Origin of the sequence: Streptomyces sp. NPDC059455 (genome assembly GCF_042750115.1) — a bacterium.
In the GTDB taxonomy this organism is placed as follows: Bacteria; Actinomycetota; Actinomycetes; order Streptomycetales; family Streptomycetaceae; genus Streptomyces; species Streptomyces endocoffeicus.
The window spans coordinates 1-10,845 of sequence record NZ_JBHYVB010000296.1 but is presented as its reverse complement, the minus strand read 5'-3'; the positions used below and the strand labels follow the sequence as shown (position 1 = coordinate 10,845).

Here is a 10,845-nt window from a genome sequence, read left to right as displayed (position 1 = left end):
CCTCCCAGCGGTAGCTGGGGGAGCTTGAGGACACGCCCGAAGGGCGTTCGCGAGGGCCCGGGGCGGAGCCCCGACGGGGGCCGGGGGCGGAGCCCCAGATTCGGGAAGGGGCGGGAGGGGAGTAGCTCGCCGTAGGCGTTGATCCGCCGGGCACCGCCTCATGCGGGCTGTCTCACAGCCGTTCCGCTTCCGTCGCGACGTACTCCTTGCGCAGGGTGTCCAGGACGGGATGCCCCGGGTCGAACTCCACCCCGTCGATCGACCGGATCGCCCGCACGCCCACCCCCGCGTTCAGCGCGAAGGCCGCGCGCATGTCGCCGAGGCGGTCGGAACCGATCCGCTCGGTGTGCTGCGGGCCGCCGTGGCCGCGGCGGAGCAGTTCCTGGGTGACGCCGGGCAGGCACGCGGCGTCCGGCCACAGCAGGCGATCGCCGTCGAAGAACCCCACGTTCCAGGTCGCGCCCTCGGACACCGCGCCCCGTTCGTCCGTCAGCAGCACATCGTCGTAGCCGTCGAGCTGGGCCAGGCGGCGCAGCCGCAACAGCCCGAAGAGGCCGACGTGTTTGACCTCCGGCAGGTCGCGGTGGTGCGGTGCGGTGCGCACGTTCAGCGGGGGCAGCGAGGGCGCGGCGGCGGGCCGGGTGGTGACCAGGATCCGCGGCGTGGCCTCGGCCCCGGGCCGCTCCAGGCCGAGGTCGGGGTCGTACACGGTCACCCGGACGGTGAGCGGTCCCGTGGTGTCCGCGACGGTGCGCCGGACCAGTTCGCGGATGCGCTCCCGGTCCGGGTCGGTGCCGAACAGCACACCGCAGTCCCGTACCAGCCGGTCCAGGTGGAGGGACAGCCCGCGTACCCGCCCGTCTTCCACCCGCATGGTGGTGAAGTGGCCGTAGTTGGTCATGGCCAGCGCCGTCAGCTCGCGGATGCCCGCCGGTTCCCCGTTCAGCTCTGTCATGGGGCCAGTCTTACAGCCGGGGGGTGGACGGACTCGGCGAGTCGCCCGAGCTTGTCGGGGTTGATCAGGCCGTAGATGCCGCGCACCCGCTCGCCGTCCGGCGCGGGGTCGAACACCGCGGCCGCGTACAGCGTTCCGCCGATGAACAGGACCACCCCCGGGCCCCCGTTGATCTGTACCGGGCGCGCGTCGAAGGTGGGCAGCTGGGCGCTGACGGCGGCCACCAGGCGGGCCACCTTCTCCCGGCCCTCGATCACGCGGAGCGCCGCGCGGCGCTTGCCCCCGCCGTCGCTCCACATGACCACCTCGGGGGCCAGGACGTCCATCAGGGCGTCGAGGTCACCGCCGATGGCCGCGTCGAGGAACCGCTCGGTGACGATGCGCTGGGTGGAGCGGTCGAGGTCGTAGCGCGGCCGCCGGGCCTCGACGCGTTCCTTGGCGCGGTGGGCGAGTTGGCGGACGGCGGCCGGGCTGCGGCCCAGGATCGCGGCGATCTCCGCGTGGTCGTAGGCGAACGCCTCGCGCAGCACGAACACCGCGCGCTGCAAGGGGGTCAGCGTCTCCAGGACCACCAGCATCGCCAGGGACACCGATTCGGCGCGGATCGCGGTGTCGGGGGTGTCCGGTTCGGTCAGCACGGGCTCGGGCAGCCAGGGGCCGATATAGCTCTCCCGGCTGCGGCGGGCCCGGCGCATCTGGCTGAGCGCGTGGTTGACGGCGATCCGCACCAGATAGGCCCGGGGGTTGGCGATCTCCTTGTCCTGGACCGACGCCCAGGACAGCCAGGTCTCCTGCACCACGTCCTCGGTGTCGGCGACCGTGCCGAGCATGTTGTAGACGATGGAGAAGAGCAGCTCACGATGGTGGAGGAAGTCCTCGCTCCCCGCATCCGGCACCGGCCTGTCCTGCGGTCCCGCGCGGTCCTTCCACGGCGATACGGGGGTGTTCATCGCATCGATATTAGGCGGCGTGCCGCTCCGGCCACCGCATAGGATCGGCTCATGCCAGATCTCGTATCCGTCAACTACCGCAAGTACGACGGCTCTCTGCACTGGAACCTGCGGATGCGCAGGCTGGGCGAGGACGACCACGGGGTCTGGCTGGGGCTGCCCGGCGGTGGCGTCATGCGCAAGGGGTACGGCCCGATGGTGCCGATCGCCTGCGCGCATGTGGTCCTCCTCCCGCGCGACGCGTGGTGGACCGCGGCGTTCAACGCCCCGCCCCGGGAGACCGAGATCTACTGCGACATCGCCACGCCTGCGCAGTGGGTCTCCTCCCACGAGGTCACGATGGTGGACCTGGATCTCGATGTGATCCGCAAGCGGGCGGACGGCAGGACCCTGTTGGACGACGAGGACGAGTTCGCCGAACACCAGGTGCGGTACGGCTATCCGGCGGACGTCATAGCGGAGGCCGAGGCGGCGGGGCGGTGGCTGATGGAGGCGGTCGACGGGCGCGCCGAGCCGTTCGGGGACGCCTCCAAAGCGTGGCTGGCCATGGTCGACGGCGAGCGGCCCTGAGGCCATCTCGCGGTCGGCTCACCGCCGTCGCACCGTCCGCTCACCGGGGCGGCCGTCCCGTGCCCCGCGAGGCCGAGGACGATTCCTCCGTACGCCCCTTGGCAGGCCGCTTCTGCGGCACCGGCCGGTCCCCGGCGGGATCCGCGGCCGGGCGACCGCGCAGCGGCCGGACGGCTATCGCCGCCGAGATCAGGAGCAGTCCGCCCAGCATGACGAAGGGGGCGGCGGTGCCCGCGAGCCCCGCGAGCACACCGGCGGAGGCGGGCGCGGCCACCTGGCCGAGCCGGTTGCCGGTGAGCCGTAGCGCGAGGGCCGTGCTGCGTGCCCCCTCAGGGGCCGCCTGGACGACCGTCGTCATCGACAGCGGCTGGCCGACGCCGAGGCAGAAGCCGAGCCCGGCCAGCAGCACCCCGAGCGCCCAGGCGGGCACCGGCAGGGCGATGCCCGCGCACAGCAGCGCGGCGCCCAGACAGCTGACGGCCATCAGCACGGTGCGGCCCATCAGCCGGATCATCGGGGTCATGGCGAGCCGGCAGGCCACGGTGGCGGCGGCGCGCAGGCTGAGCAGCACACCGACGACCGCGGGCGAGATGCCGCGCTGTTCGCCGACGACCGGCAGATAAGCGGTGAGGATGTCGGTGGCGGAGAGCACCGCGAGGCTGATGAACATGCCGGAGGCGACCCCGCGGGTGGTCAGGATGGACCGTACGGAGACCTTGCGGGCCGGGGCCTCCTCGGCACGCCCGGCCGCCGTTCCGTCGGGGCGGCGCTCGATGCGCCACAGCGAGGTGACGGAGAAGGCCGCGAGGGCGGCGGAGACGAACAGCGCGGCGGCGCTGGTGCGGCCCATCGCCCCGTCGTGTTCGGAGACCACCAGACCGGCCGCGACGGGCCCGATGAGCTGGCCGAGCGAGGCACCGATGGTGAAGTGGCCGAAGTTGCGGTCCTGGTCCTCGGGCGCGCTCTGGCGGGCCACGATGGACTGGGCGCCGATGACGAACGACAGATGTCCGAGGCCCATCACGCCGCTCCACGCGGCCATCGCGGGCAGCGATCCGGCCGTGCCGCTGAACGCACAGCCGGTGGCGATGAGGGCGACCCCGATGGGCAGCAGCGGGGCGCACCGCCCGTGGTCGGTGCGCCGCCCGAGGGGTACGGCGGCGAACAGCGGCAGCAGGGCGTAGATACCGGCGATCACACCGATGGCACGGGCGTCGGCACCGAGCGCGAGCGCCCGGTAGGAGACGGCCGGCCGCGCCATGCTCACCGCCCCTTGGGTGAACGAGAAGGCGATGACCAGGCGCAGCAGCCAGCCCCTACCGGGCTTCGATATCTTCACGGGTCAGATGATGCCGAAGGCGAGACCCGCGGCGAGCACCACCAGGGAGGTGAGCGCCGCCCATTTCACGGTGAACCGGGTGTGGTCGCCGAATTCGACCTTCGCCATCCCGACGAGCACGTAGACGGCGGGGACCAGCGGGCTCGACATGTGCAGGGCCTGTCCGACGAGCGAGGCGCGGGCGATCTCCAGTGCGGACACCCCGTGGGCGGCCCCGGCCTCGGCGAGGATCGGCACGATGCCGAAGTAGAAGCCGTCGTTGGACATGAAGTAGGTGAGCGGGAGGGACAGCACACCGGTGACGATGGCCATGTGCGGGCCCATGCCCTCGGGGACTCCGTCGACCAGCCAGCGGGCCATGTGCTCGACCATGCCGGTGCCGGTGAGGACGCCGGTGAAGACGGCCGCGGCGAAGACCATGCCGGAGACGTTGACGACGTTCTCGGCGTGCGCGGCCACCCGCGCCTTCTGGTCGTTCATGTTCGGGAAGTTGACGGTGAGCGCGACGGCGGCGGCGAGCAGGAAGAGGACCGGGATCGGCATGGTCTCGGTCACCATCAGGGCGAGCAGGGCGACGGTCAGGGCCGCGTTGAACCAGTAGAGCTTGGGGCGCAGGGTGGCGCGGTGGGGGTCGAGCCCCTTGAACTCGTCGGCGTCCTCACCCTCGTGGGAGGAGGAATCCGAGGAGCCGGAGCCGTTCGTGGACGGGGCCTCCGCGTCGGTGCCGGAGCCCGCGCCGCCGCCGGTCAGCGCGGCCTTGACGCCCTTACGGCCCTTGGCCCCCTTGCCGCCGGAGCCCGCGCCGACCAGTACCTGCTCCGGGTCGCCGGCGGTGACCTCGTCCAGCGTCAGCACGCCGAGCCGCTTGCGCTCCCGCAGGCCCAGGCCGTAGGAGAGGGCGATGACGAAGAGCAGACCGACCGCGAGGGCCGGGATCATCGGCACGAAGATGTCGCTGGCGTCGACCTTGAGCGCGGTGGCGGCGCGGGCGGTCGGGCCGCCCCAGGGCAGGGTGTTCATCACGCCGTTGGCCATGGCGGCGACACCGGTCATCACCACCAGGCTCATCTTCAGCCGCCGGTAGAGCGGCACCATGGCCGACACGGTGATCATGAAGGTGGTGGAGCCGTCGCCGTCGAGCGAGACGATCGCCGCGAGGATCGCGGTGCCGACCACCACCCGCATCGGGTCCGCCTTGCAGAACCGCAGGATGAGCCGGACGATCGGGTCGAAGAGGCCGACGTCGATCATCACCCCGAAGTAGATGATCGCGAACATCAGCATGGCGGCCGTGGGTGCCAGATCGCCGACGCCCTTGAGGACGTAGTCCCCGAGGTGCGCCCCCTTCCCGACAAGCACACAGAACAGCGCGGGGATGAGCACCAGGGCGCCCATCGGGGACATCTTCTTCATCATGATCAGGACAAGGAATGTCGCGATCATGACGAAGCCGAGGATGGTCAGCATAGTTGGCTACCTCACGTTCGCCTTTGAACTCCCCCAGAATTGGCGGTCGAGGCGACGTTAGGTGCCGCAACTTTCCGTTAACAAGGTCTTGACGCGTGAGCAATAAGCGCAAAACCCCAGGTCAGTGCCGTAGCGAGGGTGATACGCGCACCGGGTGGCCATTGAGCACCGCCGTCCCCGAGAGCGGATCCAGCCGTGAGCCGTCGAAGAGCTGGTTGACATTGACCCCGGGGCGGGCCCCGGCCACGGACAGCCGGACGCCGGGACGGTCATGGCCCCAGCCGTGCGGCAGGCTCACCACTCCGGTCCGTACCGCGTCCGTCACCTCGACCGGCACCTCCAGCTCCCCGCCCTCGCCCTTGACCCGGGCCAGACCCCCGTCCGCCAGGCCCAGCCGGGTGGCGTCCTCGGGGTGCACCTGGAGCGTGCAGCGGTTGCTGCCGCCCATCAGGGCCGGGACGTTGTGCATCCAGCTGTTGTTGGAGCGCAGATGGCGGCGGCCGACCAGCAGCAGCCCCGAGGGCCGGTCGGCCAGCGACCGGCGCAGCCGCTCCACATCGGCGGCCAGCGGCTCCGGGCACAGCTCCACCGTGCCGCTGCGGGTCTTCAGCAGCCCGGGAACGCGCGGCCGCAGCGGCCCCAGGTCGATACCGTGCGGATGGGCGAGCAGCTTCTCCAGGCTCAGCCCGTCGGGGTCGGCGCCGAAGCCGTCGCCGTACGGGCCCAGTCGCAGCATCATGTCCAGCCGGCGCTCGGGGCCGTCCACCCCGGTCAGCAGCGCGGCAAGCTCACCGGGCTCGCGTCCGTGCACCGGCGAGGACGGGTCGGCGACCTCCTTGCCGAGGGTCCCCTGGATCGCCATCGCGTCCACCGCCTCCGGATCGGCGCCGCCGTTCCCGCTCACGCACAGCACCAGCCGTGCCAGGATGGCGCTCTCGCTCAGCCGGTCCGCCTCCAGGGGGATGGCGGGGCGGGTGTAGCGGACCTGGTTGCGCACGGCCAGGCTGTTGAAGGCGTAGTCGAAGTGGGGGCTGCGGCTGGGCGGCGGCGGGGGCAGCACCACATGGGCGTGGCGCGAGGTCTCGTTGAGGTACGGATCGACGCTGACCATGAAGTCGAGCCCGGCCAGCGCCCGGTCCAGCCGGTCGCCGTCCGGCGCGGAGAGCACGGGGTTGGCCGCGAGCGCCAGCACCGCCCGTATCCGCCCCTCGCCCGGGGTCTCGATCTCCTCGGCGAGCGCGACGGTGGGCAGTTCGCCCTTGGCCTCGGGGTATCCGCTGACCCGGCTGTGCCAGCGGCCGAGCGCGAACCCCTTCCCGGGGCGCGCCGGGCGCTCCCGGCGGCCGGTCGCGGCGAGCGGGAACATCATGCCGCCGGGCCGGTCCAGCTGCCCGATGAGCACGTTGACCACATCGACCAGCCAGCTGGTGAGGGTGCCGAACTCGACGGTGGTGGAGCCCACCCGCCCGTACACCACGCCCTGGGACGCGGCGGCCAGGTCGCGGGCGAGGGTGCGGATCTCCTCGGCGGGCACATCGCACGCCTCGGCCACCGCCTCCGGCGGGAAGTCCGCGGCCAGCCGCCGCACCTCGGCCACCCCGCTGACGTGCTCCGCGAGCGGGCCGGGCGCCACCAGGTCCTCGGCGAACAGCACCTGCACCATGGCGAAGAGCAGCAGGGCGTCGGTGCCGGGCCGGATCGCCACATGGTGGTCGGCCAGCGCGGCCGTACGGGTGCGCCGGGGGTCGACCACCACCAGCCGCCCACCGCGCCGCCGCAGCGCCCGCAGCCGCCCGGGGAAGTCGGGGGCGGTGCACAGACTGCCGTTGGAGTCCAGCGGGTTGGCGCCGAGCATCAGCAGATGGTCCGTACGGTCCAGGTCGGGCACCGGAAGCGCGTTGGCGTCCCCGTACAGCAGCCCGCTGGAGACGTGCTTGGGCATCTGGTCGAGGGTGCTGGCGCTGAAGACGTTACGGGTGCGCAGCGCGCCGAGCAGCAGCGGCGGATAGAGCCCTCCGGCCACGGTGTGCACATTGGGGTTGCCGAGCACGACCCCCACGGACTGCGGGCCGTGCTCGCGCAGCAGCGGGGCCAGCCCCTCCGCCACGGCGGCGAACGCCTCGTCCCAGCCGGTCTCCACGAGGCGCCCGGCACGGCGGACGAGGGGGCGCCGCAGCCGGTCGGGATCGGCGTCGAGCTGCCCGAACGCGGCGCCCTTGGGGCAGATGAAGCCGCGGCTGAAGACGTCCTCGCGATCGCCGCGCGCCCCGGTCACCTTCCCCTCGTCGATGGTGAGGGTGAGCCCGCAGGTGGCCTCGCAGAGCGGGCAGATACGCGGGGCAGTGCTCATCGGTCTCTCCCAGGGACGGCGGCGAGGCCGCGATGACGCGCCGGACCCGCTCACCATACCGACTGGTAGGCATGTCGGGGAGGGATCGGCGGCAACTCCCGATCGACCGGACCCGGGATCGGCGGGAACTCCGATCGACCGGACCTGGGATCGGCGGGAACTCCCGGTCGACCCGGCCTCCCAGTGGGCCCAGTGGACCCCGGATCAGTCCAGGACCCGGGCCAGATAGGCGCGCAGCAGCTCCTTCGTCTCCGCCACGATCGCCGGATCGCCCTCCGGGTCCATCCGGAACGCCAGCCGCAGCAGCGCGTCCGCCGTCTCGACCGCGAGCAGGAAGGCCACCCGCAGCCGCTCCTCGGTCGCCCCGTCCCCGCCCGTCCCGAGCCGGTCGGCGAGCAGCGTCCGCAGCCGGTCGGCGACCAGATGATTGGGCTGCTCGGGCGGCGCGGTGGCCGGGACCGGATGGCCGAACTCGATGAGCGCGAAGCCCGGCGCCCCGCGCTTCATCGCCAGATACTCGTCCACGACGACGTCCATCGCCTCCCGCCAGCCGCCGCCCCCGTCCGGTCCGGAGCCGGAGGCGGAGGCCGCGTCCGAGGCGGCCAGCCGCCGGGTGATCCGCTCGGCGTACTCGTCCAGATTGCGGTGGGCCAGGGCCTCGGCCATCGCCCGCTTGTTGGAGAAGAAGCGGTAGACCGAGCCGATGGGCACGTTGGCGCGCTCGGCCACGGCCCGGGTGCTCAGCTCTTCGTAGCTGATCTCGTCGAGGAGCTCGGCACACGCGTCGAGGATCCGGCCGAGGCGCTCGGCGCTGCGGCGCTGGACCGGATGGCGGCGGAGGGGCGGTATGGGCACGCCACCATCCTGCCCGATCATTGACGAGCCCGGGTTTCGATTCCTATCGTCTGACAGAGGAATCAAATGGAAACTAGTGGTGTGCGGCGGAGCGGTGGGAGCGCGCGATGGGCGACGGCACGGGGATCCAGCACAGCGAGCGGCATGGCGATCAGCGAGGACACGAGCAGGGGATCGAGCGGGCACGCAAGACGGCCGAAGAGCTGGTCTACGCCTCCGGTTTCGGCAATGAGCACAGTAGCGAGGCCGTGCCCGGCGCACTGCCCATCGGCCGCAACTCCCCCCAGCGCGCCCCGCTCGGGCTCTACGCGGAGCAGCTGAGCGGCAGCGCCTTCACCGAGCCGCGCGCCACCAACCGGCGCTCCTGGCTGTACCGCATCCGGCCCTCCGCCGCGCATCCGCCGTTCACCCGCATCGCGGGCGGCGCGCTGCGCGGGGCGCCCTTCACCGAGGCCGCGCCCGACCCCAACCGGCTGCGCTGGGACCCGCTGCCGGAGCCAGCGGAGGGCACCGACTTCCTCGCCGGGCTGTGGACGCTGGGCGGCAACGGCGACGCCACCCAGCGCGCGGGGATGGCCATCCACCTCTACGCCGCCAACGCGCCCATGACCGATCGGGTGTTCAGCGACGCGGACGGCGAGCTGCTGATCGTCCCCGAGCGGGGCGGGCTGCTGCTGCACACCGAGTTCGGCCTGCTGCGCGCCGAGCCGGGGCATGTGGCGCTGATCCCGCGCGGGGTGCGGTTCCGGGTGGAGCCGCTGGAGCCGTCCGTGCGCGGCTATGTGTGCGAGAACTACGGCCGCCCGTTCACCCTCCCCGACCTCGGCCCGATCGGCGCCAACGGGCTGGCGAACCCCCGGGACTTCCTCGCCCCGGTCGCCGCGTACGAGGACGTGGAGCGCCCGGTGGAGGTGGTCAACAAGTTCTGCGGCAATCTGTGGGCCGCCACCTACGACCACTCGCCGCTGGACGTGGTCGCCTGGCACGGCACCCATGTGCCGTACGTATACGACCTGCGCCGCTTCAATGTGCTCGGCACCATCAGCTACGACCACCCGGACCCGTCCATCTTCACGGTGCTCACCTCGCCCTCCGACACCCCCGGGCTCGCGGGCGTGGACTTCGTGGTCTTCGCCCCGCGCTGGCTGGTCGGGGAGGACACCTTCCGGCCGCCGTACTTCCACCGCAATGTGATGAGCGAGTACATGGGGCTGATCGAGGGCGCGTACGACGCGAAGACCGGCGGCGCGGGGGGCTTCGTACCCGGCGGTGGCTCGCTGCACAACATGATGTCCGCGCACGGCCCGGACCATGAGACCTTCGAGCGGGCCAGCGCGGCCGAGCTGGCGCCGCACAGGCTGGACGACGGGCTGGCCTTCATGTTCGAGACGCGCTGGCCGGTCACGGCCACCCGGCAGGCGCTGGAGGCGGACCATCTCCAGGGGCGCTATGACGACGTATGGCAGGGTCTGGAACGCCATTTCCGCCCCTGAACGCCGCCGTTGCCGCCGTTGACCGGAGACCGTGTGACCACCTTCGCCCCCGACTCCCTCGCCCTCAACCGCAAGTTGCCGCTGTGGTACCAGGTCTCGCAGTCGCTGCGGGCCTCGATACTCGGGCGGGCCCCGCACGATCCGCTGCGGCTGCCGACCGAGGACCGGCTGGCCGAGCACTACGGGGTCAGCGTGCTCACCATGCGGCAGGCGCTCAAGGAGCTGGAGACCGAGGGGCTGATCAGCCGCCACCGGCGCCGCGGCACCTTCATCGAGCCGAGCGCCCGGCGGGCCGCGCCGGTGCGGCTGCTGGGGTCGGTGGACGCGATCGTGGCCCAGCAGTCGGGTGAGCGGACGACGGTGCTGGAACACGGCCCGGCGCCGGTGCCGGCGGCGCTCGCGGAGTACTTCCCGGACCTGGACGAGGCGACCGCCTACCGCCGGCTGCGCCGGGACGGCCACAGCGGCGAGCCCACCAACTGGGCGGAGAACCTGGTCCGCCCCGAGCTGGCCGACCACATCGACCTCGCGGACCTCGCCCGCTGGCCGATGACAAAGGTGCTGCGGGACGCGGTGGGGGTGCGGATCAGCCGGATCACGGACACGGTGGAGGCCCGCCTCGCCGACCCCGAGACCTCCCGGCTGCTCCAGGTCCCGCTGCTCAGCCCGATCCTGCACTACACGGGGGTCACCTACGACGAGAGCGGCCGCGCGGTGGACGTGGCCCGCATCCACTACCGGGGCGACCGGTTCTCGTTCTCGGTCACGGTCGAGGCGGACTAGAGGGGTCCGGCGCGGTCTTGGCGCCTGCGGCGGGCTGTTCCCCCTCCCCGCCCCTTCCCACAACTGGGGCTCCGCCCCAGACC

Annotated in this window: 9 protein-coding genes; 3 read left to right on the top strand and 6 right to left on the bottom strand. The window is 72.3% G+C overall.

The window, feature by feature from the left end; translation table 11 throughout:
- Positions 1-172: 172 nt before the first annotated feature.
- Positions 173-955, bottom strand: coding sequence for an aminotransferase class IV family protein (locus tag ACFXB5_RS49690; RefSeq protein ID WP_385221683.1), 783 nt, complete (start codon positions 953-955; stop codon positions 173-175).
- Entirely contained in the window at positions 952-1,905 is a 954-nt protein-coding gene (gene sigJ / locus ACFXB5_RS49685; RefSeq protein ID WP_385221681.1) for an RNA polymerase sigma factor SigJ, read from the bottom strand. Before sigJ ends, ACFXB5_RS49690 begins: the two co-directional genes overlap by 4 nt.
- Positions 1,906-1,956: 51 nt before the next feature.
- Between sigJ and ACFXB5_RS49680 the strand changes: the two genes are divergently transcribed.
- Complete coding sequence (locus ACFXB5_RS49680) at positions 1,957-2,475, top strand: DUF402 domain-containing protein (protein WP_385221678.1); 519 nt, start codon at positions 1,957-1,959, stop codon at positions 2,473-2,475.
- A gap of 40 nt (positions 2,476-2,515) precedes the next feature.
- Here ACFXB5_RS49680 and ACFXB5_RS49675 read toward each other — a convergent pair whose 3' ends face one another.
- From ACFXB5_RS49675 to ACFXB5_RS49660, 4 genes are all read right to left on the bottom strand, one after another.
- Positions 2,516-3,814 carry an MFS transporter gene (locus ACFXB5_RS49675; RefSeq protein ID WP_385221675.1) on the bottom strand — a complete coding sequence of 433 codons (1,299 nt, stop codon included), beginning with the start codon at positions 3,812-3,814 and terminating at the stop codon, positions 2,516-2,518.
- Positions 3,815-3,817: 3 nt separating this feature from the next.
- Positions 3,818-5,281, bottom strand: a complete 1,464-nt coding sequence (locus ACFXB5_RS49670) for a CitMHS family transporter (protein ID WP_385221673.1) — start codon at positions 5,279-5,281, stop codon at positions 3,818-3,820.
- Between the two features lie 121 nt (positions 5,282-5,402).
- On the bottom strand, positions 5,403-7,631 hold the full coding sequence (locus ACFXB5_RS49665; protein ID WP_385221670.1) for a molybdopterin oxidoreductase family protein: 2,229 nt from the start codon (positions 7,629-7,631) through the stop codon (positions 5,403-5,405).
- A 204-nt stretch (positions 7,632-7,835) separates the two neighbouring features.
- The gene (locus tag ACFXB5_RS49660) at positions 7,836-8,507 is read right to left on the bottom strand and encodes a TetR family transcriptional regulator (RefSeq protein ID WP_385221667.1); all 672 of its coding nucleotides are present in this window, start codon (positions 8,505-8,507) and stop codon (positions 7,836-7,838) included.
- Between the two features lie 86 nt (positions 8,508-8,593).
- Between ACFXB5_RS49660 and hmgA the strand changes: the two genes are divergently transcribed.
- Both hmgA and ACFXB5_RS49650 read left to right on the top strand, forming a co-directional pair.
- On the top strand, positions 8,594-9,979 hold the full coding sequence (hmgA, locus tag ACFXB5_RS49655) for a homogentisate 1,2-dioxygenase (protein ID WP_385221664.1): 1,386 nt from the start codon (positions 8,594-8,596) through the stop codon (positions 9,977-9,979).
- A 33-nt stretch (positions 9,980-10,012) separates the two neighbouring features.
- On the top strand, positions 10,013-10,762 hold the full coding sequence (locus tag ACFXB5_RS49650) for a GntR family transcriptional regulator (RefSeq protein ID WP_385221662.1): 750 nt from the start codon (positions 10,013-10,015) through the stop codon (positions 10,760-10,762).
- The last annotated feature ends 83 nt before the right edge of the window (positions 10,763-10,845 follow it).

Coding starts and splice junctions, on each gene's coding strand:
- ACFXB5_RS49670 (WP_385221673.1), bottom strand. CDS start 5,281: ATGCTGACCATCCTCGGCTTCGTCATGATCGCGACATTCCTTGTCCTG.
- ACFXB5_RS49660 (WP_385221667.1), bottom strand. CDS start 8,507: ATGATCGGGCAGGATGGTGGCGTGCCCATACCGCCCCTCCGCCGCCAT.
- hmgA (WP_385221664.1), top strand. CDS start 8,594: ATGGGCGACGGCACGGGGATCCAGCACAGCGAGCGGCATGGCGATCAG.
- ACFXB5_RS49680 (WP_385221678.1), top strand. CDS start 1,957: ATGCCAGATCTCGTATCCGTCAACTACCGCAAGTACGACGGCTCTCTG.
- ACFXB5_RS49690 (WP_385221683.1), bottom strand. CDS start 955: ATGACAGAGCTGAACGGGGAACCGGCGGGCATCCGCGAGCTGACGGCG.
- ACFXB5_RS49665 (WP_385221670.1), bottom strand. CDS start 7,631: ATGAGCACTGCCCCGCGTATCTGCCCGCTCTGCGAGGCCACCTGCGGG.
- sigJ (WP_385221681.1), bottom strand. CDS start 1,905: ATGAACACCCCCGTATCGCCGTGGAAGGACCGCGCGGGACCGCAGGAC.